Here is a 24514-nt window from a genome sequence, read left to right as displayed (position 1 = left end):
GCATACAAAGAAATGGGGGGTTAGGCAAATACTTAGTCTTAGAGTGTGCGGAGCAAAGCAGTTAACACCCGGAGTATAAGACGTCGATTCGGAAAATCCTGGGCTTGGATTTTTCGAATCGATCTCTTATATGGAGCGGTGTTGCTTTGAGCAGCAGTCCTAAAACAGTGTGCGGAGCAAAGCGGGTAATACCCGGAATATAAGGTGTGAATCTTGGAAATCCCGGGTTTGGATTTTTAAGATTCATCCTTATATGGAGTGGTATTGCTTTGTGTAGCAGTCCTACTGGGAAATATGAGACTGTTTGCTTGATCTGCTTATATGGCCGGAAGCTGTCTTTTGGAACGTGTTTTGACTCGGAAATAGGGTATACTAAAGATAGTGAAATAATTAACTTGTTAATAGCCGAAAAACTACCAAGACTGGAGGGGTTACCAATGTTAACAACAATCATCACAAGTATTGTGTCATTCATTGGGACCAACGTGGATGATACCTTTGTCTTGGCAGTTTGGTTCTCTCAGGTAAACGCAGTGTTGCGGAAACGGGATATTGTGTGGGGACAATTTATCGGCTTTGAGCTGTTGGTTTTGGTAAGTGTGTTTGCGGCTTATGGACTCAGCTTTCTACCAACTGATAAAGTTGGCTGGCTGGGTGTGATTCCAATTATTTTAGGTGTTAAAAGGTGGTTGAATTATCGCCATCAGCCTGATCCAGCTGATGATGAGGCGGCTATTGCAGCTGAAATTAAGCAGAAAAAGAAAATCAGCCCTAGGGCGACTGCTATTTCAAAAGTGATTAATCCGCAGATGGTCAGTGTTTCATTGGTGACAATTTCAAACGGGGCAGGGAATCTCACGGTGTATATTCCTTTGTTTACAAGATACAGCGTCCCTGAGCTTGTCATTACAGTATTGGTCTTTACATTAATGACCGGTGTTTGGTGCTGCTTGGGGTTGATAATTGCCAATCTGCCGGTTATTAAGGATCAGCTGGAGCGGTACCGTCAGGTTTTGATTCCGGTGATTTTTATCGCCATTGGAATTTATGTATTGGTGGAAAGTGGCGTCTTGATGTTTTAAGGTTGGTGTTTTTGAAAGCGTTCTATATTCAATATGATCTCAAACCATCTATAATCAGCTAACGGTGACAGTTAAATATTGATAAATAAAAAACGGAGTTGTACAGCTATTTTCTAGTTGTGCAAACCCGTTTTCAATATTTGTGAAATTAATTAATTCATCAGTCCAAGTCTACCGGCTCTTCCTCGGTTACCGGCAGCTCCCGCTTCTCTTTTCGAAGCCGATTCAAAACCAGGTAGGCAATGCCACCGGCAACAAAGCCGATCAGCCAGGAAAGATCTACTTGGAAAAGTGCGACGGCTGCACCAATTGCCAGTGCAATCGGCGCGTTCCATTTAATTGTTTGTTGTTTTTCATCATTGTAAAGCGTTTCCAACCGGACGTTTTGGTGCCGTTCAATGTAGTATTCGACCAGAATGATAGCGGTCATTGGTCCCAAAAAGATCGAGTAGGAGCGGATGAAGATTGCCAGTCCAGCCGATGAGGAATCCTGAACCAACAGCCAAGGAAATGAACAAGCGGCCAGTAAGCCGACGATGGCAATTGCCCATTTCTGCGGTAGTTTGAATAGTGAAGTCAGGACATAGGTTGGCGGCATAATATTAGCTACCGAATTGGTCGTGATGACACCTAAAACGATGAACCCGGAGACAAACAGTGTGATTAAATTGTTGTTAAAAATATGAGACATCGCATTAACCGGACTGGAAATACCGGTAACAGCAGCTAACATGGCACCGGTCACAATTGTAATGCCATAGGCAATAGCGATTGGCAGGAAGTAGAGAAACCCGCGGTACTTATTGGACAGGTTGGGTTTTAGCTCCCGAGAATAGTCCGCGGCGGATTCAAAAATTGCCGTGTAATTGCCTAGAAACGCCACAATAAAGCTAAAGAAGGTTAGTCCCCAAGAACCGTGAACATCAATTAATTTAGCTTGAATTACTGAACCGTGGCGGGTAATCAATAAAATAAATACGCTGAAGAGTGCCAACATGACAATCACTGAAATAACCGATGTGACAACTTTGATTGATTTGAATCCCTTTAGCGCGATCAGGATCTGGCCGATCTGCATGATTACAAAACAGATGGCCGTGTTGTTAAATGTACCGCCGGTCGCAATTTTTGCGATCTGGTTGAGTGCCAGTGCACCGGTCCAACTTTGAAAACCGAACCAGACAATTGCCGGAATGCCCCGCAGTAGACTGGCAAATTTAGCACCGGTTTTGCCAAATGACAGTCGCAGCTGCATGACATACGGTGCACCGGTCAGATAGCCAAACCGGTCATTCAGGGCAAAAATAATCGAAATAATCAGAATGGCAATGGCGGCCGCAGTCAGTGTCTGCAGTAAACTCATTGTAGCGGTACCAGCGACAACCAGTGAAGAGCCTAAGGTGATATTGCCGATGTTAAAACCATCCCCCAGCCACATTGACATGTAGGCAAAGATGCCGACTGTGCGCTGGTCACTTGAAATTGGCTTTAGATCTTCAGCAATCGGTGCCGCTTCAATTGAGAATGGTTTGTTTTGCGTCAGCGTTGTCTGCATGGGCTAAACCTTCCTTTCTGTTTTGATTCATTAGGAATTGGCCATCGGGTTGGGTGGTAAAGCCATTGTCGAGGGTGTAAATAGTATTGCCTCGTAATATGGTTCGGGTAACCCGATCATGGATTCGAAAGCCTTCGTAAGCCGACAATTTATTTTTATAGTAAAGATCATCTTTCGTCAGTGTGTAGGTTTGGCTTGGATCCAGAAAAATGAGGTCGGCGTCTTTGCCGATTTCAAGCCGGCCTTTATTTTTTAAGCCAAATAAGTCAGCTGGACCAGCTGCAATTAACTGAACAAACTGTAAAATGGTTAATCGATTCGACTTGACCGCGATGTCATAAAATAAATCGACGTTATTTTGAGCACCGCTGATACCACCCCAGACATCAAAAATATTGTCATTTGGATTAGCTTTCATACTGGCTGGAGCCGGTGAATGGTCGGAAGTAACCGCGTTTAAGGCACCTTCCTGGACCTTTTCCCAAAGTTGCGCCTGCACTGCTTTAGTCCGTAAGGCTGGTGAACACTTTGCCAAGGGGCCGATCTTTCTAAAATCGTCTGTATCCAAAGCCAAGTAATGGACACAGGTCTCACAAGTTACATCCTGGCCGTCAGCTTGAGCTTTTTGCACTTCACTGACGGCTTCACCGGTTGATAAATGGACAAAGTGAAGCTTACAGCCGGTCATTTTAGCAAAGTAAAGAGCTCGTCTAACGGCCTCAACTTCCACCATTGGTGGTCGTGAATCGATATAATCCTGAATTTTAGTTTGGTGGTTGGCAATTTTTTCCGCCGCAAAGCGATCAGTTAAGACTGGATTTTCAGCGTGTAGGGATAGTCGTAACCCGGTTTTTTGAATTGCTTGCATCCCCCGAAAAAGCTCGTAATCGTCAACGTTCTTGAAATCTCCCGGAATATCGGTACCGGTAGTGGCCATAAAAGCTTTATACCCCGCCGCACCGGCATCGGCCAGCTTAGCGATTTCTGCCAGATTTCCCGGGACCAGGCCACCATAAAGGCAAAGTCGATATAGGATTTTCCCGCCGCAATTGCCCGCTGCCTTCTGAATTCGGCAGCTGTTGTTCGGGCCGGCAATGCGTTTAATGGCATGACAACCATGCTGGTCGTCCCACCGGCGGCTAATGCTTGACTGCCGGTATGATAATCTTCCCAATCGCTTCTGCCTGGTTCATTAATGTGAACGTGGGCGTCAACCATCCCGGGTAAAACCAATTGTCCCTTCGCGTCAATCACCTGATCAGTATTTGCAGTTAAATGGTTGCCGATTGCGGCAATTTTACCGTCCTTAACTGCCAAATCGCTGTTTAAAATGGCGGTTGGGGTGACAATTTTTCCGTTGGTGATTACTAAATCATATTGCATAATAGCCAGTCCCTTCTAAAATAAATCAAATCAGATTGTTTTATGAACAATGAATGGCAAAGAAAACTAAATGAAAAAGTTGTGGATGACGCAACTTGTAATTTCTTTGTTGAAACGATTGATTTTAATTTTATGGGATTTTTCCTAATGTGCATTAGCTACAAGAGACAAAAAAATAACCGAAATTAGTGAAGGTCCACAGTCGAGTGTAATGTTATCTAACACTTGATTGTGGACCTTCAGGCTAATTAACGGTTTTACCATGCAGCAATAATGCGATTAGTAGGCGTTGGGCAACGTCGGAATCTTTTAAGTCAATATTTAAAATGGCCGCTGTTTTCTTTAACCGATAAACAACAGTGTTGCGGTGAATAAATAATTGATTGGCGACCAAATTGATTTGTTGGTGATTGTAAAGATAGAGCCGTAAAGTTTTTAGCAGATCCGTGGTTTCCTGGGGATTCTTTAGTTGGAGAAGTGGTCCTAAAATTTCATCAATAAAGGATTGTGCTTCATTTTTGGGAATCAACTGGAGGAGTTCCGAAACTTCCTTGGGCCGGAATCGCTGGAGAACGGTATCGGATTGCTCGGCCAACGTATAGGCTTCTGTGGCTTCCTGATAAAGTGCCGGCAATTGATCAACGGGCAATTTGGCGTGACTAAGCCCGATCTTTAACAAATAGCGGTCCCCTAACGATTTTTTTAGAAAAAGCGCCAATGCTTTTAGAAAATGTTCAGGATTTTGAGAACCGGAAATGATGAGAATCAACTGTTGTTGAAAAATAAAACTGGTAGCGGCAATCCCATATTCTTCAATAAACCAGTCACTTAATCGCCGGATTTGTTCCGCCTGGTTTAGAAAAAGTAGTACGCCGCTTTTGGCAGGCCTCAATCCCAGCAGCGCACAATAGCACGGCTGGTTAAGGTCGATATTGAATTCGTTAGGTTGACGGTCAGTTAAGTCACCGCGGATCCGGCCAGCTAAAACGTTACTGAAAAATTCGTTTCGTTGGTGACCGGCATCTTCTTTTCTGACATCGGTTCGACTGTTCATCAGGCTAATAATGTTTTGAATCTGTTGAAGTTGAAGCTGCTGCGTTGATGTGAGAGTTGCCAAGTCAAAAATGCCGATAAATGATTTATTTTCGGGGTACATCACCATCAACGGCATGACGTGAAGCTGCCGTTTACCGCAGGCTACGTTGGTTTCTTTATCCAGCGACAGGTAATCAACCTGGTTATTTTTTCGTAAATTATCGGAAATGATTTCCCGTTGATCCCAGATGTGCCGGTTAGCGTAGCAGACCCGAAAATGACTGTCCAGCAAGACAATATCGTGGTTTAAATAAACGGCACACTGGTCCAAAACGATATTGAACTTTGTGTTATTGAGCGCCAATTGAGAAAGTTGTTGGTTTTGTTCGATCACCCGGCTGAGTTTTAGCGCATCGGATTGGAGAACAACTTTAATGAGTGATGAGACGGTTTGACTTAATGGTTCAGCCGCCGGCGTTAAGAGGAGCGGGAAATTAAGTGTATTGGCTAGTTGAATAATTCTTTCGGGAATCTTTTTGAAGTAGCGATTGGCTTTGATCCCCAGTCCCGCACACCCAACGGCTGCCATTTTTTCAATCAACTCTTTTAGTCGATCAATGTGTTGATAATAGTGATAACCAGTTGTTACCAGCAGCTGGCCGGGAAATAAATACGACTCGATATCCGGTGCTTCAATCATGCCGATCAATTTGGCATCTCGAAAACGCCCACCAGCCCCGGCTATCAGTTTGATACCGGCCAATTCTTTGACATTTAACAAGTGTTCCATTTTCATTGGGTGACGCCTCTTTTCATGATTTTAAGTTGAATCTGGTGATATATAACAACCAGTCTAATATTTTTGTGCAGATTTGCCAATGATTTTCTTATTAAATAAATTTAAATTTAATCTAACATCAAAAGAAGGCGAGTGCGAATGGAACAATTAACGGATCAAAAAGCAATTGATTATTTAACACATCTTGGTCAATTTGGCCGACTGGAGAACGGTGGCGTTACCAGGTTTGTGTATGACGACGCGTGGATTGCTGCGATGAATCATGTTTTGCGGGATGCGCGAACCCGGGGGATGGCTGCTTCAGTTGATTCATACGGAAACGGCTTCATGACTTATCAAGGAAAAACAGCCGATCAAGTGGTCGCAGCCGGTTCCCATATCGATACGGTTAATCAAGGCGGTCTTTATGATGGCGCTTATGGCGTGACGGCGGCAGTGTTGGCAATGAGCAGCCTGGTTGCTGAATTTGGTCAACCTAAAAAGACAATGACCGCCGTTGCTTCAGTGAAGAAGAGGGCAGCCGCTTTCCAACCAGTTTTTCGGGTTCCAAGCACTATGCCGGCGTTACAGAAACGGCGGCCGATCTGCAGGATCATCAGGGGATGACGTTTGGCCAAGCTCGGCAGTCGGCCGTTTCTCAATTAGCCAAAACTTGGCCGGTAATTGAACAACCGCTGCCAATCGAATTCCTTGAGCTGCATATTGAACAGGGACCAATTCTGGAGGAAAAAGGCCTCTCGGTTGGGATTGTCTCGGCAATTTGTGAACAAAAGCGGTTTACGGTTACGGTCCGCGGTCAAACTAATCATGCTGGGACTACCCCGCAGCATTTAAGAAGGGATGCTTTAAAAGCAGCTGCTAAGTTAATCTGTGATTTGGATGAAGCGGCTGGAAAAATTGGTGAGCCGTTGGTTTTTACAGTTGGTGAATTGACGGTTCAGCCGGGTTCTTCAAACGTGATTCCGGGACTGGTTAAATTTTCCGTTGACGTTCGGCATCCTGATAAGCAGATCGTTGACCAGTTTGAGGCGCTGCTGCGAAAGAAGGCTTCCCAGACACCGAAAGTGACTGTTCAAGTTGACCGATGGCTGGATAGTCGACCGGCAATAATGGACGCACGATTAAAGCACCAGTTTGAGCAATTAATTGCCAAGCGGGGGCTGGCTTATATGACCCTGCCTTCAGGTGCTGGGCATGACACGCAGATTATGAACTTAAAAGTTCCAACGGCAATGCTGTTTGTTCCAAGCAGAAACGGAATCAGTCATTCACCAAAAGAGTACACGGCGCCTGCAGATTTGGAAACCGGGATTACGATTTTGAAGGCGCAATTATATCAGGAATGCTATTAAACTAACAACAATACAAGGAGAAATGACAATGAGCGAATTAAAAATCAATCAGCGATTAATTATGACACCAGGGCCGACAATGGTCGATCCGCGGGTTTCCCAAGCGATGAGCAATCAAATCCTGGGTCAATTTGATCCGGATTTTACCGACATTATGAATGAAAATATGGCTTTGATCAGAAAGAGTTTTCGAACCAAAAACCAATGGGCCTTTCCGATTGATGGTACCAGCCGGGCCGGTAACGAAGCGGTTATCGGCAGTATTGTCAGTCCCGGAGATTCAGTACTGGTTCCTGTCTTTGGCCGGTTTGGGGATTTGTTTGTCGAGTTGGCTGAACGAGCCGGTGGTAAAGTTACGACTATGACGACTGAGTGGGGAACTGTCTTTGACCAAGATCGGATTATTGACGAAATTGATCGCTTAAAGCCCAAGGTTGTTGCGATTGTCCATGGTGAAACTTCTACCGGGCGGCTGCAGCCAATTGATAGGTTGGGAGAAGCGGTTCATCGATACGGTGGCTTTCTGGTGGTGGATGCCGTAGCCTCTTACATGGGGACACCGGTGGAAGTTGATAAATGGCAGTTGGATGCCGTTGTTGGCGGTGCCAGAAGTGTCTTTCGATTCCTTCGGGGATTACACCGATTACATTTAATGACCGGTTTGCTGAAGAAATCAATCAACGTAAACGAGTTGAACAGGGCGTTCGGACAGCGACTGACCGTGAAGGCCGCAACTTTATCACCAGTAATTATTTGGATTTGACCCAATTGCAGGACTATTGGTCACCAAGGCGGTTAAATCACCATACTGAGGCCACCGTTGCCGACTACGCGCTTCATGAAGGCTTGCGATTGGCACTTCAAGAGGGTTTGAATAGCAGATTCAGCCGCCATTTGAAGATTCATCGTGCCCTAAACGACGGCCTAACTGCCATGGGCCTTTCGATTTATCATGCCGGCGATCACGAGATGCCGATGGTCACTTGTGTTCAAATTCCTGAAGACTTGGATGGCGATGCGTTCCGGGCGAAGCTGTTGCGTAACTTCGGGGTTGAGATTTCCAGTTCGTTCGGCAGTCTACAGGGCAAGATTTGGCGGATCGGTACGATGGGATACAGTGCTCAAAAGGGATTTATTACAAATTTCGTTGCTCTTTTTGGTGCTGCTTTGCTTCAATCAGGGATCTCAGTTGACCTAAAGGCGGGACTTGACGCTGTTGAAGCCGCCTTTACCACACCTAAACAAACACTGAAAACTTTGGAGGTCTAACTCGAACCTTGGGACGGCGCTTGTAAAAGTTCTGTATCGATTTGGCAAAGTCCCTATTTTTAATTAGCAGTGATGGTATGCTGTTTATGCAGAGAAATTAACACCAAATCTGCAAAATGATCACCTGCTGTTAGTTAATGAACAGAACAGGTCTTGGGTGATCATATCGGGATTTAAGAGAGATCCCGTGAATGGTTGCTGTTTTGAAAAATGGAGGACTGATGACAAATGAAGGTATTGGAACATACGTCGGTTGAGGACATCGCCAAAGATTATTTGTACCAATTTCAGGTCGTTTTTCTGCAAAAACAGTTGTATTCAGATCGTGAAGCCGGCGAAATTTTTTCCGCACTTCGGCAAAAGGCAATTCGTCAATATCAGGCACTTACGGGTAAGTCAATCACTACCGAAGAGTTTCATAAAATGGTGTGGGGATTGTCTGATCCTTTAAAGGAGGGCATCACTGAGTTGGCTCAAGATGATGTGCGCTTTGGTCGTACCAAATTGATCTCTAAAAGTATGGACGGAACGTGGCTTGTGTAAAAATTGAAATTTAAGAAGAAATAACACCCGCTGATGAGATTAAAGACTCATTTGCGGGTGTTTGTTTTTCCACTATTAAGATTACTGAGCTGAAACGTGTTCCAAGAGACAACTTCTTTATATTCCGGGTGTTAACCGCTTTGCTCCGCACACTACTCCTTTAACAACTTCTCTATCAATGCGATATAGATCAAAAACTTATCATTGGTTCTTCTATAATCCAAGCCGGTTTGCTTATAGATCATGTTTAAGCGGTATCGAATTGTGTTGGGATGGGTGTACAGCGCTTCGCTGGTTTCCTTGATTGATTCATTATGGTTAAAAAATTGTTGAACGGTTTCGAAAATTTCCGGATTAGTCAACATTTGGTCCATTTCAACCGGATAAAGCCGGCTGTCCTGAATTCTTGAAATTTGGTTAACTAACTCCCATAAGCTGACATCCCGATAAAAAATCGGGTGGTTTTGCCAATCCATGGTTTTAGCAACGTCCATACCAAAGCAGGCTTCGGTAAACGAGCGATGCAGGTTCTTGGCTTTATGAAGACTGGCAACGCCCTCATATAGTGAAAAATGGGGGATTCGGATATTGCTCATTAATTTGTGATAAATTTGCCGGTCATACGGTGGTTTTTTAGCCTGGTTCTCATCGAAAAATGCGACAACGGTAGCGCCATTCGCGGATTCTAAAACAAAATAAGTCGTAATTTTGTTTTGAGCTTCCAGATTTGCGAACAAACTGTGCAGCTGGCTGATCAAGTTATACTGAACCATCATTCGTTCACTGGATTTTGGCGTTTCAACCAATGAAATCCGGATAATCCTGGCAAACAATTTGTATAAATCGACACCTTTTAAACCGGAAATAAAATCAAAATCCTTATCGGTTGCCGAGTTGGATTTCAACAAATAGTCCAGATCCAGGTCGGCCATTTTGCTGGTTCGCCGATCTTGGAAGAGCAGACTGTTGAAGTCATTAATCAATTGAATATATGTAACTTTTTCTTTAATTTCAAACAACGGAAAATTAAGCGTATCCGCATATGAAATGATTTCCCTGGAGAGTTTTGATTGCGTATCCTGGGAATATGGTTTGACCATTAGACAGCAAATATTTCGCTGCGCAAGCCGTTGGATGACTGACTTGGCGCTTTGAACATTTTGTGGCATCATTCGGGAGCTCGTAATGACAATCTCACCGTCTTTGGCCCATTCATGAATCGTATCATTATCCATGATGGTAATGGCATTTGCGGTTCGCCCCTGTAAGGAAGCATTATTAACCTGGCAGATTCGCTGTTCTTCTTTTTTTACTACTGTGCGCAAATCGATCATTATTTCCCACCCTAAAAGTTTACTAACTTTTCAATCTACTTTACCGCATTTTAGTAGGTACGTATACACTGTTAAGTATCTCTTTATTAAGGACTAATAAGTACGCAATGTTGATTTGACGCATTATAGCGGCAAATCGGTTCAAAATTAATTGTGCACTACTACAATAATAACAGTTGATATTTTGTAACTTAATACAACAATATTTTGGCCGACAAATGCTACACTAACAATCGAAAAGCAAAGATACCTGCTTTTCAGTTAAGGGGGATTCAACGAAAGGTTCACCGGGTGAGCAAAAATGAGGAGATTTAAACGCATTATTGTAATCGTACTTCATTCAGTTGGAATTGGCGCAACAGCTGATCCCGGCGAATTCGGTGACCAGGGAGCAGATACCCTGGGGCATGTTTGTCAGTATTGGCAGGGCACTTTAAAATTGCCAACATTAACTCGGCTGGGACTTGGCAACATTCCAAGAGAATCACCGCTGATGGGGGTTTCAGCGGTCAAGCCGCTAACCAGTCAAGTTGGTAAGATGAAGCCGGCTTCTGCCGATATAGATAGTTTGAACGGCCATTGGGAACTGATGGGGACGTTTGTTAACCCGCCATTGGATACTTTTCCGAATGGCTTTCCGTTGCCACTGATTAACCGGATTGAAACCTTTTCAAATCGAAAAGTTCTTTTGAATCGGCCAGCCTCAGTGATAGCGGCTTTGAAAGGTTTCGGTGAGCAGGAGTCAAAGGAAGGTGACTTGATTGTATATTCATCAAATGATTCAGTACTGCAGGTGTCCGCCAATGAAGCGGTTGTTTCGGTGAACGAGCTGTACCGAATCTGTCGCTATATTCGTTTCATGGTCGATGAAAGTCGATTAAGGATTGGTAGAATTATTGCCCGGCCGTTTGTTGGTGAGTCCCCTTCAGATTTTAAGCTCACCAACAATCGACAGGATTTAACGATTGTACCGCCAACCGATACCGCACTGGAGCTATTGACTGAACGTCACGTGCCGGTTGCCGGAATCGGCAGCCTAATTGATCTTTTTTCCGGCCGGGGAATTACAACGCAATTCGATAGTCGTGAATCAAACTTCAAGCAGCTGCTTGAAGCTGTGAAAACGCAGGTTACCGGTTTGGTTTTTGCGGATTTGGGTAGTCTTGATGAAGCTGGTCATGCTCGAAATCCACGGGGCTATGGGCTGGCGTTAATGCAAATTGACAGCCAGTTGAATAAAATTATGACCCAACTAACTCCGACGGACTTGATGATGATTACTGCCGACCAGGGAAATGACCCGACATACAGTGGTACCGGTCACACCAGGGAGTATGTCCCGTTGATTGCCGCATCCCCCAATGCGAATGGCGGTCAGCTGGGCATTCGCTCAACATTAAGTGATCTGGGCGCCACAATTTTATCAAACTTTAAAATTCACAATCAATTACCGGGAACGTCGTTTTTGGATCAAATTTCTTAAACCATATGTTACCCCAATTATTTACTAATTTAATGACCCTTTGCAACTACAAAGTGGTCCTCACAAACACACTAGGTTTTATCCGGAAAGTTCGCACGCTTGTTCAGGAATTAAAATTTAGCGTGTTTTATTTTGGCCTTTAATCGGCCGGCATTAAATTCAATTAACAATTTACTGATTCCCTGCGTCAATCATAATTGAGATGATACAATAGGCGCAGCAGATTAAAATCCGAGGCGGGTGAAATTAATGAAGCTAAAAAAATATTGGTGTGCGGATGTTATTCGAAGTGACGGCAAGATGGTGCAATATCGACTGACACTGGATCTTCAGATGGCTTTAAACAGCGATTCCCGTGGTCGAAATGAGATGCAAAGGGCACTCCTGGTGATTCCATTGACGCCTTACTATGATCCAAGAAGCAGTAAGTCAAAGGATAAATCGGGTGTGCCGCCATTTGGTATTGGGATGGTTAAAAAAATTTATCGAATGTCTGCCAATCGGGCTCATCACCTTCAAATTTCCCGTAGTCAGTTTATCGGCTATCAGTATTGGTCGGTCAGACCGTTTAAAATCTGCAATACGTATTTAAAGCATGATTATCCATGGTTCAGCCAAAAACAAATTGCGGCTGATATTACATACTGGCAGAATCGGCTGTTTAAGGCACACGTGCGTCCAAGCCGCTGGTGGCAATGGGTTACCAATCTACGAATCAAGCGTCAGCTTAGAAGAATTAGCCGAGATGCCTATCGACAGCAGCGCCGGAAATGGGTGTTATAGTTGCGCTGGATTTGATTTAACAGGCGGCGTTAAGGAATTGACACGATAGCGTCGAAATGCTAATTTAACGCTAAAGGTGGGTGATTTTATCAAGTACGAAGTAGTGAAGTGGTTGTTGATAATCATTGTTTTCGGTGCAATTATCTTTAGCATTTGGGGTCTACTAAATGATTTTTTTGCGGAGTTGCCTTTTAGTATTTTATACCTCGGCATGGGGGTCATTGTTTGTTGGTTAATAAAGGGGTGGCGGAAACGTCGACAGCCAAAAAACAAATCATAAATTATTAGGAGAGTGGGACAAAAGGCGATTAACTTCCAGAGCGTAATCGGGTTATCCGAATATTTCGGGCTTGAATATTTGGACAATTCGGTTACGAGGCAGGAAGTTGCCTTTTGGCGCACATTTCTGCTCGGCAATAATCGTAATTACGTAAAATGGAACTAGCGTCAAATTACTTTTGCCCAGCCCCGTTTGTTTAATCATGATTATCCGCTGGAAGTTAACCGTCTTTCATCCCACTCTTCTGATATTTATTTGGAAAAAATGGAAAATAATTTTACTTTTTATCCCAAAAATAGTTTGCAAACAACTCATTTTCATATATAATTTAACTTATCATTTGATAGCAATTATATTAATTCTGAAAGGCGAGCTTAAAATGAGGGGTATTTATTATTTTGTGGGGGTCTTATTTGGTCTGATGTTATTCAGCTTGGCTGGCAGCGCTTCTGCTGACACAACCTACCGGGAAGTGTATGCCAATACACCTGCTGATTATTATGTCAAAGTGGCTCGGCAGCCGGAGAAAAGCGCTGCCATTTATCAAACGGGCGGTTATATGACGGCCGCGGCTAACGTTGAACCAATTGGTGAGGGTGGTCGGTATGCGGGTAAGGAAGTCCACGTTATTCGCGAAGAAATAACAATTGACGGGACTTGGCTGAAATTTGCCTATCAGCATAAAGCAATCGGCTGGATTCGAAAAAGCGCGATGAATGCGACTTACTTGCGGCTAAATGTACCGATGGTAGCGCAGCGGCCACAGCTGCCAACCGGTTGTGAAATTACGGCAACGACGATGATGTTGTTGTACGCGGGCGCCAACGTGACCAAAATGCAGCTGGCACGGGAAATGCCCCGCAGCAAGGATCCCAATAAGGGGTTTGTCGGCAGTCCGTACTCGAAATCCGGCTGGTGGATTTATCCCAAAGGATTGATGAAATTGGTCAGAAACCACGCCGGTTCAGCAATTAATCTGACGGGTGCCGGTTTTGGTAAGATTAAGCAGTCCATCAACCAGGATCACCCGGTAGTTGTCTGGGTTCATGGTGTCGATGGTTTCGTAAACCACGCGCTGACTATTTCCGGTTATTCAACAACTAGGGCTTACTATAACGATCCGTGGACGGCAAAACGGTCGAGTATGTCAATTCGGGAGCTGCAGCGCCATCGGAGTCGGGACGCTTATCGGGCATTGAGTTATTAAAATAGTTTGAGGGGTTATTAAGATGAAATTAAGGGTTAAATTAGCATTTTTACTGGGAATCGGTGCAGTACTGGGAACCGGCGTCGGGATCGGCACGGCTAACGCATCGTCGTTTACAACCAATCCGGGGATCGTGAAAACTAAAAAAACAATTCGCTTATATAAAGATTCAGCCAGAACGGCTAAAGCGGCCTTGGTAAAAAAAGGCAATTTTTTGAAAATTAATGATGTGGTGAAAAAGGGTAACCAAGTGACCGCGCTTGAAACCAACCATCATCAATACATTACCGCCAATCGGGCTTTTGTGGCCAAGACCAAGGGCTATCAAAACCCCAAGCGTTACTATCAGGTTCATTACCAGCAGATCAAGCCTTATGGACAGGTTGGCTACACCGTCAAACGGGGCTTTGAAGGGATCAAGACTTGGTATATCATGCGAAAAATGGGAACGTTTGGCGGTTATGATAAATATAACCAGGCGACTTACAACGCTGTTAAGAGATTCCAAAGCCGACACCACTTGAAAGTGACCGGTAACGTGAATGAAGCCACTTGGCTAAAAATGGGCTTCAGCAGGAAAGCCTGGACGGGAATCGACAGCTACGTTGCCCCATTAAAAGTTCACGCTTGGCAGGGTCGAAAAGCCCACATTGAGGCAATGATTCACCAAGCTTACCGGTATATGGGCAATCCGTATCTGGTGGGCTCGTCATCCAGCCCCAAGTATGGAACGGATTGTTCCGGCTTGGTTATGCAGGCGTTATATGCCGGTGGTATTAATCCAGCGCCGATTAGTGCTATTCACCATGCCTTTCCGGGCAATGAGTGGAATTCAAGAAATCTTTGGGCCAGCAAAAAATTGATGCACGTTGCTTATAATCATCGCCAGCGAGGTGATTTGGTCTTCTACTATCAACCGGGGACCCACACAATTTGGCACGTGGCGATTTACCTTGGCGGCAACCGGGTTATTGAAAGCTGGCCGCCACGGATTATGGTTCAGCCAATTCGAAATGGTCAACGTTCAGATATTGCCGGAATTGCCCGGGTCTTTCATTAATTGAACGTTTCATTAGCATCAAAAACAGGTCTGATTGACAATCTTATTGTTAAGATTGGTAATCAGACCTGTTTTTAGATCCATTTAATCTTTGAAGCAGTGAAGACAGGCAAGAGAATTTCGGTAATTAAGCGATCCAAATCCTGTTTAGTAACCTGTTTTTCTTGGATAATCTGATTGATCAGCAAGAGTGCCGGCAAATTTGTGACGTTTTCCGATAACTGGTTTAATTGGATCTCGTGCCGTTTATTGGCCCGTTTCAGCATGCTCATCAAAACGCTGTGAAAATCTTTTCCCGGTGCGATTGAAAGAACGTGATCCAATGGGACGTCTTGCAGCCGTTCGGTTATCAAGCCGGCAAACTTCGGCCGACTTAATTCATTGATTTCCGGTATTAATTGCTCAAACAGCTTGCTAAAATCCCGCTCCAAGTGGCCGCCGTTTGGCACGTGCAGCTTGACGGCCTTTGAATCGTACTGGGCAAAAGCGGCCATTATCAGGGTGGCCCGGTCCGGCCATTTTCGATACAGATCTGTTTTGGAAATATTGGCGCTCATGGCGACAGCGTCCATGGTAACAGCTTGGTAGTCGGCATCTTGAACGATTTTCCAGGCACTTGCCAGTATTGAATGCTGATCATTATCTTTTTGACGTGGTTTGGTTCTTGGGCTTTCCAAAAACTCACCTCCAAACGATGATTATTTGTTCAAAGATTATTGTAGCACCGACTTATGGTGAGACGTTCAGAAAAGAATTCAATCTTCCAATGACAAAAGGACCGGGACAAGTAATTTTGCCCGGTCCTGTGGAAAACGTGCGCCGAAAGGCAACTTCCTGACACATAATCGAATTATCCAAACATTCAAGTTCGGAATGTCTGGATAATTCAATTATGCTCTGGAAGTTAACCGCCTTTCGTCCCACTTTTCGAATTTTTATCAACTATCTAAATATAAGCTGCGATTTTTGGTAACTGGTCGTTTAACCAATGTAATCAGCATTGGCACAATCAAAGCCACAATTACCTTGGTAGCAATGTTGTCAATTCCGGCCATAGAAGCAATATCCAGCAGCGCGTTATGCAGATACATGATGATCATCGTGTGTTGACCGATGGTTGCCAAGATAAAACTGCCTTCAAAGTGGGCGGTTAAATACGAAAGCCCCATTACCCCAAATGAAAAGATTAATGGGATAGTTGCCAAAACCAGTACTTTTGGCAGTGAGGATTGGATTTCATGAGATTTCATTGAAAACTGGAAATTAAAGTCATGGTTCAGGTAAAGGACAATTAGCGTTCCGGCAAGGGTAACCAGTCCGGCAATGGCGGCCGGATTTTCAATCCAGTGATAGTTGGTGTGGAAGAAAAGGTAACCGATGTAGATGAAGAACGCGGCAATTAAAACAATGTCCAGGTTCCATGGCATGGTCTGAAAGCTGTACAGGCGCAGCCAGGTTATTTTATCATAACAGGTTCCCAGAAAGAGCATTGTCAAAACAATGCCCAGCTGAAGCCAGCGTGATTTAACCAATGAAATTAATAACGTCACGGCTGAAATTGATACCAGATAGACATTGATGAACCAGAAAGTACTGGTGTACAGATTCAGTGTTCGACCACCGACAATCAGCTGGATAAATGATTAACCAAGTACTGCCAATCTTCGTTGTACAGGATACTGTAAAGTAAGATCAAGCCGATACCGGCCATAAAATAAATTAATAAATCCCGGTAGAGACGTTTATTAAAGAATTTTTGCCATGCCGATAACTTTTTAGCATCGATCGGTTTAAGGAAAAAGCCGGCAACGATGAAAAATAGTGGCATGTGCCACCAGTAAATAATGTGGGTGGTGGTGCCGCTTACCAGCGCGTGGCCGATAACAACGGCAATAATCCCATAGGCTTTGGCAATATCAATCCATTCAATTCTCTTTTTCTTCATAATTTTTAAGCGATCACCCTGCCTTTGTAATAGAACTTACATAAATTTATTTTAGAAATGCTAACGTTGGTTTCATTTGATTACTGGCGTCATTTTTTCATAATAACCATAAATCAACCTTAAAATAGGAATCAACACTGTTTGCTTAAGGGTTTCTTTGTTTTTAGTAGCCATCAGGTGACTTCAAATTATTTGTCAGTCGTTTAATTGCGGGTGTTAAAAATACTTTTCTAAATGGTGTGGTTTGACGTTGAGCCGTTGGCAGACGACTGGAACTTAGTTTTTGGATTGATGGTCGTAGCAACTCACTATCTCTATTGTAATCGAATTAAGTAATTTGTGAACGATTAACTAATAATTATAATCGAGATTAACGGCTGATAAATTTTCGTAACAGCCGAATGCCATGTAAGAGCAGGAAAATCAGCCACCAGGCAATTCCGATGATCGAAAGAATAATTCCCACGTTAAAACCGGGAGTCTGGTAAGTCAGCTTGATAAAATGCCGGCCTTCGGGAATTTTAGCACCGATAAAACCGCTGTTGACCCTAAAGGTCTCGGCAGCCTGACCGTCTATTTTTAGACGCCAGCCGGTCGAGTATGGAATCGAAGTGGTCATCAACCGGGGATGATTGGTTAAATCAGTATATCCGGAGACTGAATCATTGGTGACCTTTTGATACTGCAGGCCGGTTTGCTGCAACTGATTGATTCGTTGGTTATAGCGTTTGTTAAATGGTACCGCCATAATTCTCAGGCGCTTAAAGTGCAGCTGTTTGACACCTCTGAAACGAACTGTCAGCGCGCGGCGGGCTTTGGCAGAGTATCCCAAGTTGAGCACAATGTGCTGACGGTCTTCGTAGTCGGAAAGATTGTTAATCGGTAGTTGACGGGCCCAAGCCGAGTTGGTACCGGTCTGAACCGTAATTGAATACCCTCCTAGGTCCGGGTAAGCCGCTGCGGTTCGCAAGCGATTGATTTTTTGAAGCTTGGAAACCGGTGTGCCACTGACAATCGAATCGGCCCGCAGGTTGTTGAGCCGGTCCATTAGGGTGTGCCGGGTTTCGGTAATTCCGTCGATAACCAGATAAAGCTCACAGTGACGATATTTTTGAGGATCTTTTAACTTTAATCGATAAGCCAAATGGTGCCCTTGCGCGTCATTATCCATTATTTTAAGGCCGGCCTGGTTTTCTGCCTGATGGCGTTCGACAACTTCGCGGTTTTGATTAATAACGTTGCGCAAGCCCTGACCATTAGGATTTAACCCAGTTGCTTTTTCCCAAATCGCCACCTTATTGGCCGGCAGGTTTGTCTTGAATTTGGCGGCTGCCTGACGATACCGACTGTTTGGCGAATGCCGCATTCGATAAAGGGTTGCCTTGATGGGATTGTTAACCAGGTGCTGATCGTATAATTGCGTGATATAACCGACGTTTTTAATTGTCGGCTTTGGTGAAACGGCTGACAAACCATCAATTGGTTTTTCCACGGTTGCGCCGGTCAGCAGTGCCTGTTCACATTGAAGCGGTGACAGGCTTCGATAATCTGCAGCGGTGATGACGTGATTTTGCATGTAAACCAGCGGCAGGGCAAAGTTGGATTTCAGCAAGACTGTTCCGGAATGATTACTCAGACCGGGAACCGGTAGCTCCGGAAAATCCAAAATACCGCCGCGCCGGTTTTTGACAAAGTGATACCCGTACGGCACGTCTTGTGGGTGCTTAACGATATCGGTTTTGGCAAATAGATACTGAACCCCCAGCAGGTTTAATAGGGTTGTTCGACCGTCGGCTTCGCCAATGACGGAATTGACGACCGAATCAGCGTTTCCAAGCGAACGGCTGAATTTCAGTACGTAGCCGTTTTGAATGGAGTAATAAGCACCCAAGTCATGAGTCCCCAAAAGCATGGGAATGTTGTTGCCGGCGGTCCGGTGCTGATAGTAATTATTCATCGTGGCAGTCCGATAAAAGCCGCCCTTATTTGGCAGTGCCTTTTCAGCACCGTCGTAATAATCTTTAACCCATTTGGAAGCCGCCCCGACTCCCAGTTGGGCGTTTAGATTACGGCTGTTGTTGGGGCTTAGCCAGCCTTGGCCGTTGCTGACGAGGTTGACTAAAACCAGGCCGGTTAGAACGGTTGCAACGGTTTTAACAGACAACTTCAAGGAAGCTTGACAGGCAATTAATAGTAAAAAGCCCATTAAAAACCCGTAAGCGATCAGGTCGTTTTGGGGAATATTAAGCGTAAAGCCCTTGGTCAGCCAAACCAAGCCAATGAGGCCAACCGAAATGCCAATCAGCCAACGTAAATCGCTTCGCGTTAGATTGGGAATTTGATCGACAAAGACCATCACGGCCAAGCTCATTGGCAGGACTGCCAGAAACAGCCAACGATTTGAGGGCGTCGTGAAGGCATTAGTAGTGGCACTGATTTGCGGCAGCAGCATCGAAACCAAGATAACCACTAGAATAATGGCTAATGAGCGGTTGGCTTTAAAGTGTTTGAGTACGTAAACTGCTGCCAAAAAGGCCAACCCGCAGAGGTTAAAAATTAACCAGTAATCTTTAACCGTTGTACTGGAAATAAATTGGTTGGGCAGGGCTAAATAGTATTTTGCCGGATATAGCAACAAACCGTTGGCAAATTTGGCGTGATAGGCAACCCGAGTGGAGTTGAACACGGCAATCAAAGTTGGAAACAGGGTAATCCCCGCCATTATCAGCCCGGTGACAATTGCCTGAACAAGGCAGTAAATAATGCGACCGCCGGGCAGTTTTTCCGATGCAACCCGGCGATAATGAAGCCAGCGGGTAATTAAGTAAACCAGGGTTCCCAGAGCCAGCATGTACGCAAAGTAGAAATTGCTAATCAATGCCAGGGCAGTCGCCAACGCTAATGGCAGCCAGTTTTGTTGGTGAAGCACCTTTTCGACACCCATCGCCAGTAGCGGAAAAATAATCATCGGGAGTAGAAAAAACGGGTGGTGCATGGAAACGTAATAGTTAAACCCGGCGAAAGTGTAAATTAATGTCCCGATTAGTTTGCTGTGGCGGCTAAAGGATCGCTGATTGGCCCAACCAAGAAAGGCCAGCCCGGCACAGTAAAGCCGCAGTAGGATCAATATCTGATAGCCCAACTCCAATTTATCAGCTGGAAAAAGGGCGATCAGGTAGCTGAACGGGTCACCGACTATGTAAAAGGCAAATGTCGTCAGTTGGTCGGCACCGACACCAAGATTCCATGACCAGCCAAATAATGACTGATGGGCGGTTCCCTGGAGAATGCGTTGAAACTGGGCCAAAATCGGAAAGTGTTGGGCAATCCCGTCCACATCCCAAATTAAGGTTTTTCCGGCCAGCCAAGGCAGTGAGTAAGTTAATAAACAGATGAAAATAAACGTTATCGTGTAGAGAAGCGATAACGGTATTTTTCGTGACTTTTTTGTTAAAACGTTGTCTTGCATCGAAATACCCTCCTAATAACTCACCCTTATTGTTAGCCGAAAAAGGGGTTCAATACAAGTCAAAAGTCATTTTTTAATTATTTTGAGAAGGTTGTTAACCAACTTTAATCAAAAAATTACACTAATTTTACAAGCTTTTGATTATGACTGTTAAAATAGGGCCAACTTGCAAAGTTTGAATATCCATGTAAAAATAGGGGAATATTTTCCAAGTTATCGAAGATTGTTTGTTTTTGAAGGGACGAGTTATGTTAATGACAAAATTGAAAAAGTTGGCGCTGGTGCTGCCGCTGATTTTGAGTTTACTGATTCAGGTACCGGTTCGGGCGCAATCAGTTAAAAAAGAAGTTCAGGCAACCGGACAACTTACGTAACAACGGCTTATACGGCCCATGCCGCTAATGTCGGCAGCCAAAAACTGGTCACTGATCGGCCCACTGGTTTATATAGTATTGTCAACGGCCATCTGGATGAGCGCCATCAGATCAGGGTGCCCAAGAATACGGTCTTGACGATAAAAGATCGGCTGACTAACCACAAGGGGTACGTGGTGCATCTCGCGGGTAATCAGAATCAATTGGCGATTGTTAATCCTGCCGGCGTTACTTATGCAACCAAGGGTGTTAAAAACAAGCCGCAGAAAGTAAGCCAACTAAAAGCAGCGGCTAAACAATGGGCTAAAAAGTTGAATAAGACCGAAGTCAAGGCAATTCGTTACTACACGGATACCGGTTATAACAAGATCAATACGGCGCTTCGAACCCCTGGTAATCAAGCAACTAAAAAAACAAAAACCAGTATTCAGGCAATTAATGCCGGGATTCAGCGGTTCCGGTTAACGCAGCCGACGACGATCTATCGGGGAATTTCTAAAGAAGGTTTGAAAAAATCATTGGCGGATAAATCGTTACGGGTTGGTCAGCAGTACCGGGATCCGGCCTACTCATCCTGCACGCTCAGCCAGATGACGGCGTTGGGCTTTTCCAAGCAGCACGTGGTTTTAAAAATCAATTTACCGATCGGTTACCATGGCGCTTATATTGATCCGATTTCTACCAACGTTGGTGAAAAGGAGTATTTGTTGAAAAGTAACGTCAAATTGATTGTTACCAAAATTCAAAAGGCCAAATCCAATGTGCATACGGTCACAACGATTAAGCAAAAGGGAAAAAAAACGCAGCGTCAAGTCAGCAACGTTAACACGAATTATCAGCTGATTACCTTAAATGTTAAAAATTAGTGCCAAGTAAAAAGACTTGCAGCCACGATAATTTTCAATCATGGCCGCAAGTCTTTTTAGCGTTTAATTGTGATTACTGATTAAATATTTTGCCAGGTAATAGCCTAATTTTTGGGCAATTTGTGGCGTGGGGTGAATTTCATGATCTTCGTAGACGATGTCTTTATTTTGATCGGTGATCAGGTTGGGCGCAATTTGGTCAAAGTTAACTACCTGGACACCCAGTCGACGATAAAGTTTGGCTTCGGCACTTCTCAACTGGCCGAAAGTGTAACCATACATGTTCGACATATTTTGACGGTTCTGTCCATCGGCAGTAAATCGGGTCAGTGGCAGGACCCCGTAGATTTTGGCAGTGGGGTTAAGTAGTTTGATGGCCATAACACTGCGTTTTAAATGCCGCATTACATTTTTTAAGTTACCCGATCCGGAGTAGTTGGTGTAATCGTTTGTACCGATATGCAGGAAGATCATATTCATATTCCGGATATTGGTTTCATGGTATTTAATGGCTACGGGCAAGTCTTGGGCAACCTTGGTGGTGCCGATGTACGCGAAGCGATTGCCGACAATTTTGGCATGCGGAACCGAAAAGTTTTCAACTCGGTTATTGGTGCCAAGATATTTATTCAACCAATCCGGGTAGGCATTGTTCATGTAAAAATGATAGCCGTCCCAGCCGGCCGGGATTGAATCACCGAAGAAACCGACCTTTTTGTGGTAAAATCGGGAGCCGGCACCTGTCAGCTTCAGATTGTAGGAATTACTGTTGATCGATTTTAGTTGGGATCTTAAAACCCAAAAAGTATGTTTGCCATTGGTATCTTTTACCTGATAAGCAATTTGAGATTTACCGTTGATTGATAATTTAGCGGAATAGGTTCGATACCAAGCCGACTTTAGAAACGGATTACCACTGACAGCCTGAGTCAGGCCGACATTATTGTATAAAATCGCCCTTTTCCGAAGCGCGTAAGCGTGGGTAATGACCGGGGCCCGGTACTCAACCTGCACTTCTTCAGAACTGGTATTGGCGATTGTGCCGGTTAAAGCGAACCCGCCGGCAGTTATTAGAAACGAAACGAGACAAACTACGAAATTTCGACGGTTAAACAACCAAGACATGTTCAGAATTCTCCTCAGAATTAATATAGATCCCTCTAAAAATAACATTCTGTATTATATGTTATTCATTTATTCCCGTCAATTCATTCCAAGAATCTTAATGATTATGCCGACTTTTACCTGGCTATCAGTGTTATCAATAACCCCATAACGAATTGTTATAGGCCGCAAAAATAACCGTGCCGCTAGGGTAACGGTCGACTTCTTTTAGTTTGGGAATGGCATTTTTGCCAACTTCCTCTTATTATATAATTGAGGTGATTTCATGGATATCAAAACAATTAAATTGGACCAACCGGCAGCATCAGCGTTGGATATTTACCAGAGTAAGACTGATGAAAAACTGCCTGGAATCGTGATCATTGGTGGCGGCAGTTATAAACAATTAAAGGAACGGGATACGGAAAGAGTGGCCTTGACGTTTGCAACGCAAGCCTTTCAAGCCTTTGTTGTTAAGTATCCGGTGCTTGAAAATAAAAATTATTCAGATGCCAAAACAGCCATTGAACAATCATTTGATTATATTCTCGCGCATGCCGACGATTTGAACGTTGACACGAATAAACTTGGCATTATCGGTTTTTCAGCCGGCGGTCAGCTGGCAGCCGATTATGGTAATGAGAAGGGCACCCATGCCAAATTTGTGATGTTGGGCTACCCGGTTATTAAGCCGACGTTGGATGAAAAAATGGGCGTTAAAAGTCTGGACGTTTCCAAGACGGTTTCGGCTGGGACGCCGCCAACGTTTATTTGGGGTTCAGTTAACGATGAATTGACACCATTTTTGGACCACATCCACGTCTATACCGAAGCGTTGGCTAAAAACAAAGTGCCGTTTGAAGTTCATGAATTTGGCACCGGCAATCACGGGATCGCGTTGGCTAATAAGTGGACGGCGATTGTTAACCGTGACCGATCTGATAAACACATGGCCCGTTGGTTTGAGTTGGGTATGGAATGGCTGCAGGAAGTTGTTGGTATTCAATAAAATAATTTAATTTAAGATCGGACGTAAATAAGACTGACTGGCGGTTGTTGCCATAGTCAGTCTTATTTTTTGTTAAGCATCGTAAGTCATTGTGAATAGGAATCGGCGAGACAGTTCAACTAAAATGGGCGTCATCGGGGTAGCCAGTTCCCGCCAGTTGCGTTCGATAAACGGCTGGAATTTATTAAGTGCGCCTTCTTCGAGTTTCTTACTATCTGTCAGCAAATGGCGCAAATCAATTGTGAATTCCTGAAGGGTGACCTTATCGGCTTCGGTCTGCATTTTATCTTTGCAGGCAATTAATTGGCTGAGGTAGCCGTCATAGGCTGTATTAGCGTCATTGACATTTTCGGTATTGAATTTGGCGTGAATTGCATGGCTTTCCAAAAGTTTCAACTCTTGAAGATATTGGCGCCCCTTTTCCGTTAACCAATGGTTGGCTTTATTATTGAAAAGTCTAACACCATCAACGTAGTCCAGCTCAAAAGTAGCGGTTAGGATCTTTTCGTGTTTTTGATCCATTAATGATAATTCATGGAGAATATCAGCAGCTGAAAAGTGATTATTTTTACCGAATTCGAT

General features: G+C 44.2%; 22 protein-coding genes and 2 pseudogenes. 13 read left to right on the top strand and 11 right to left on the bottom strand.

Going from position 1 to position 24514, the window contains the following annotated elements; all coding sequences use genetic code 11:
* Nucleotides 1-437: 437 nt before the first annotated feature.
* Nucleotides 438-1082, top strand: a complete 645-nt coding sequence (locus JCM14108_RS08510) for a cadmium resistance transporter (RefSeq protein WP_035180155.1) — start codon at nt 438-440, stop codon at nt 1080-1082.
* Between the two features lie 160 nt (nt 1083-1242).
* Here the strand turns inward: JCM14108_RS08510 and JCM14108_RS08505 are convergent, their stop codons facing one another.
* The 4 genes and pseudogenes from JCM14108_RS08505 to JCM14108_RS08495 form a co-directional block, all read right to left on the bottom strand.
* Entirely contained in the window at nt 1243-2637 is a 1395-nt protein-coding gene (locus JCM14108_RS08505; protein ID WP_051996100.1) for an NCS1 family transporter, read from the bottom strand.
* Entirely contained in the window at nt 2597-3811 is a 1215-nt protein-coding gene (gene allB / locus JCM14108_RS08500) for an allantoinase AllB (protein ID WP_272944527.1), read from the bottom strand. The genes JCM14108_RS08505 and allB overlap by 41 nt, the downstream gene beginning before the upstream one ends.
* Nucleotides 3751-4020, bottom strand: a pseudogene (locus JCM14108_RS15895) (amidohydrolase family protein); the annotation flags it as partial. The pseudogene JCM14108_RS15895 and the gene allB, both read right to left, overlap by 61 nt.
* Before the next feature lie 244 nt (nt 4021-4264).
* A complete protein-coding gene (locus JCM14108_RS08495; RefSeq protein WP_035180152.1) occupies nt 4265-5851 on the bottom strand; it encodes a PucR family transcriptional regulator in 1587 nt (528 codons plus the stop codon).
* Nucleotides 5852-5992: 141 nt separating this feature from the next.
* Between JCM14108_RS08495 and JCM14108_RS14100 the strand changes: the two genes are divergently transcribed.
* The 5 genes and pseudogenes from JCM14108_RS14100 to JCM14108_RS08480 all read left to right on the top strand — a co-directional run bounded on the left by JCM14108_RS14100 (nt 5993) and on the right by JCM14108_RS08480 (nt 9018).
* Nucleotides 5993-6460 (top strand): M28 family peptidase, encoded by a 468-nt coding sequence (locus tag JCM14108_RS14100; protein WP_051996098.1) that lies wholly within the window; start codon nt 5993-5995, stop codon nt 6458-6460.
* Nucleotides 6415-7206, top strand: a pseudogene (locus JCM14108_RS14095) (hydantoinase/carbamoylase family amidase); the annotation flags it as partial. The gene JCM14108_RS14100 and the pseudogene JCM14108_RS14095, both read left to right, overlap by 46 nt.
* A gap of 28 nt (nt 7207-7234) precedes the next feature.
* Nucleotides 7235-7969: a pyridoxal-phosphate-dependent aminotransferase family protein gene (locus JCM14108_RS15355; protein ID WP_237745779.1), complete on the top strand. Its 735-nt coding sequence runs from the start codon at nt 7235-7237 to the stop codon at nt 7967-7969.
* A 5-nt stretch (nt 7970-7974) separates the two neighbouring features.
* Entirely contained in the window at nt 7975-8475 is a 501-nt protein-coding gene (locus JCM14108_RS15350) for a pyridoxal-phosphate-dependent aminotransferase family protein (RefSeq protein WP_237745778.1), read from the top strand.
* Between the two features lie 228 nt (nt 8476-8703).
* Complete coding sequence (locus JCM14108_RS08480; RefSeq protein WP_035180150.1) at nt 8704-9018, top strand: hypothetical protein; 315 nt, start codon at nt 8704-8706, stop codon at nt 9016-9018.
* 152 nt (nt 9019-9170) lie between these two features.
* Here the strand turns inward: JCM14108_RS08480 and JCM14108_RS08475 are convergent, their stop codons facing one another.
* Entirely contained in the window at nt 9171-10352 is a 1182-nt protein-coding gene (locus JCM14108_RS08475) for a PucR family transcriptional regulator (RefSeq protein ID WP_035180149.1), read from the bottom strand.
* Between the two features lie 301 nt (nt 10353-10653).
* On the opposite strand from JCM14108_RS08475, the gene JCM14108_RS08470 reads away from it, so the two are divergent.
* The 4 genes from JCM14108_RS08470 (at nt 10654) to JCM14108_RS08455 (ending at nt 15165) form a co-directional block, all read left to right on the top strand.
* Entirely contained in the window at nt 10654-11835 is a 1182-nt protein-coding gene (locus JCM14108_RS08470; protein ID WP_035180147.1) for a phosphopentomutase, read from the top strand.
* Between the two features lie 249 nt (nt 11836-12084).
* A complete protein-coding gene (locus JCM14108_RS08465) occupies nt 12085-12618 on the top strand; it encodes a DUF7679 family protein (protein WP_035180145.1) in 534 nt (177 codons plus the stop codon).
* A gap of 659 nt (nt 12619-13277) precedes the next feature.
* Nucleotides 13278-14105, top strand: a complete 828-nt coding sequence (locus tag JCM14108_RS08460; protein ID WP_035180143.1) for a C39 family peptidase — start codon at nt 13278-13280, stop codon at nt 14103-14105.
* Between the two features lie 22 nt (nt 14106-14127).
* Entirely contained in the window at nt 14128-15165 is a 1038-nt protein-coding gene (locus tag JCM14108_RS08455; RefSeq protein ID WP_035180141.1) for a DUF5776 domain-containing protein, read from the top strand.
* A gap of 74 nt (nt 15166-15239) precedes the next feature.
* Here the strand turns inward: JCM14108_RS08455 and JCM14108_RS08450 are convergent, their stop codons facing one another.
* The 4 genes from JCM14108_RS08450 to JCM14108_RS08440 all read right to left on the bottom strand — a co-directional run bounded on the left by JCM14108_RS08450 (nt 15240) and on the right by JCM14108_RS08440 (nt 20579).
* Nucleotides 15240-15842 carry a TetR/AcrR family transcriptional regulator gene (locus JCM14108_RS08450; protein WP_235807041.1) on the bottom strand — a complete coding sequence of 201 codons (603 nt, stop codon included), beginning with the start codon at nt 15840-15842 and terminating at the stop codon, nt 15240-15242.
* A gap of 261 nt (nt 15843-16103) precedes the next feature.
* On the bottom strand, nt 16104-16715 hold the full coding sequence (locus JCM14108_RS15345; RefSeq protein WP_237745777.1) for a hypothetical protein: 612 nt from the start codon (nt 16713-16715) through the stop codon (nt 16104-16106).
* A 77-nt stretch (nt 16716-16792) separates the two neighbouring features.
* Nucleotides 16793-17110 (bottom strand): acyltransferase family protein, encoded by a 318-nt coding sequence (locus JCM14108_RS15340; protein WP_237745776.1) that lies wholly within the window; start codon nt 17108-17110, stop codon nt 16793-16795.
* Nucleotides 17111-17480: 370 nt separating this feature from the next.
* A complete protein-coding gene (locus JCM14108_RS08440; RefSeq protein WP_035180139.1) occupies nt 17481-20579 on the bottom strand; it encodes a YfhO family protein in 3099 nt (1032 codons plus the stop codon).
* Between the two features lie 248 nt (nt 20580-20827).
* Here JCM14108_RS08440 and JCM14108_RS15890 point away from each other — a divergent pair, with 248 nt between their 5' ends.
* Nucleotides 20828-20953: a hypothetical protein gene (locus JCM14108_RS15890; RefSeq protein ID WP_272944526.1), complete on the top strand. Its 126-nt coding sequence runs from the start codon at nt 20828-20830 to the stop codon at nt 20951-20953.
* A gap of 134 nt (nt 20954-21087) precedes the next feature.
* Nucleotides 21088-21819 (top strand): ADP-ribosyltransferase, encoded by a 732-nt coding sequence (locus JCM14108_RS08435; protein WP_237745775.1) that lies wholly within the window; start codon nt 21088-21090, stop codon nt 21817-21819.
* Nucleotides 21820-21882: 63 nt separating this feature from the next.
* On the opposite strand, the gene JCM14108_RS08430 is transcribed toward JCM14108_RS08435, so the two are convergent.
* Entirely contained in the window at nt 21883-22944 is a 1062-nt protein-coding gene (locus tag JCM14108_RS08430) for an SGNH/GDSL hydrolase family protein (RefSeq protein WP_035180137.1), read from the bottom strand.
* 265 nt (nt 22945-23209) lie between these two features.
* On the opposite strand from JCM14108_RS08430, the gene JCM14108_RS08425 reads away from it, so the two are divergent.
* Nucleotides 23210-23932 carry an alpha/beta hydrolase gene (locus tag JCM14108_RS08425; protein ID WP_035180136.1) on the top strand — a complete coding sequence of 241 codons (723 nt, stop codon included), beginning with the start codon at nt 23210-23212 and terminating at the stop codon, nt 23930-23932.
* A 72-nt stretch (nt 23933-24004) separates the two neighbouring features.
* Here JCM14108_RS08425 and JCM14108_RS08420 read toward each other — a convergent pair.
* On the bottom strand, nt 24005-24514 hold a 510-nt coding region (locus JCM14108_RS08420; RefSeq protein ID WP_035180135.1), incomplete at its 5' end, for a hypothetical protein.

The organism is Lentilactobacillus farraginis DSM 18382 = JCM 14108 (assembly GCF_000583655.1).
Taxonomy (GTDB): domain Bacteria; phylum Bacillota; class Bacilli; order Lactobacillales; family Lactobacillaceae; genus Lentilactobacillus; species Lentilactobacillus farraginis.
Note: the sequence above shows the minus strand (reverse complement) of the source record. Positions and strands in the feature narration are given on the sequence as shown.

Excerpts from the sequence above, each read along its gene's own strand:
- JCM14108_RS08460 (WP_035180143.1), top strand. The coding sequence starts at position 13,278 with ATGAGGGGTATTTATTATTTTGTGGGGGTCTTATTTGGTCTGATGTTA.
- JCM14108_RS08455 (WP_035180141.1), top strand. The coding sequence starts at position 14,128 with ATGAAATTAAGGGTTAAATTAGCATTTTTACTGGGAATCGGTGCAGTA.
- JCM14108_RS08465 (WP_035180145.1), top strand. The coding sequence starts at position 12,085 with ATGAAGCTAAAAAAATATTGGTGTGCGGATGTTATTCGAAGTGACGGC.
- JCM14108_RS08430 (WP_035180137.1), bottom strand. The coding sequence starts at position 22,944 with ATGTCTTGGTTGTTTAACCGTCGAAATTTCGTAGTTTGTCTCGTTTCG.
- JCM14108_RS08480 (WP_035180150.1), top strand. The coding sequence starts at position 8,704 with ATGAAGGTATTGGAACATACGTCGGTTGAGGACATCGCCAAAGATTAT.
- JCM14108_RS08475 (WP_035180149.1), bottom strand. The coding sequence starts at position 10,352 with ATGATCGATTTGCGCACAGTAGTAAAAAAAGAAGAACAGCGAATCTGC.
- JCM14108_RS15340 (WP_237745776.1), bottom strand. The coding sequence starts at position 17,110 with ATGAAGAAAAAGAGAATTGAATGGATTGATATTGCCAAAGCCTATGGG.
- JCM14108_RS08440 (WP_035180139.1), bottom strand. The coding sequence starts at position 20,579 with ATGCAAGACAACGTTTTAACAAAAAAGTCACGAAAAATACCGTTATCG.
- JCM14108_RS08470 (WP_035180147.1), top strand. The coding sequence starts at position 10,654 with ATGAGGAGATTTAAACGCATTATTGTAATCGTACTTCATTCAGTTGGA.
- JCM14108_RS08425 (WP_035180136.1), top strand. The coding sequence starts at position 23,210 with ATGGATATCAAAACAATTAAATTGGACCAACCGGCAGCATCAGCGTTG.
- JCM14108_RS14100 (WP_051996098.1), top strand. The coding sequence starts at position 5,993 with ATGGAACAATTAACGGATCAAAAAGCAATTGATTATTTAACACATCTT.
- JCM14108_RS15890 (WP_272944526.1), top strand. The coding sequence starts at position 20,828 with ATGTTAATGACAAAATTGAAAAAGTTGGCGCTGGTGCTGCCGCTGATT.
- JCM14108_RS08495 (WP_035180152.1), bottom strand. The coding sequence starts at position 5,851 with ATGAAAATGGAACACTTGTTAAATGTCAAAGAATTGGCCGGTATCAAA.
- JCM14108_RS08505 (WP_051996100.1), bottom strand. The coding sequence starts at position 2,637 with ATGCAGACAACGCTGACGCAAAACAAACCATTCTCAATTGAAGCGGCA.
- JCM14108_RS15355 (WP_237745779.1), top strand. The coding sequence starts at position 7,235 with ATGAGCGAATTAAAAATCAATCAGCGATTAATTATGACACCAGGGCCG.
- JCM14108_RS08510 (WP_035180155.1), top strand. The coding sequence starts at position 438 with ATGTTAACAACAATCATCACAAGTATTGTGTCATTCATTGGGACCAAC.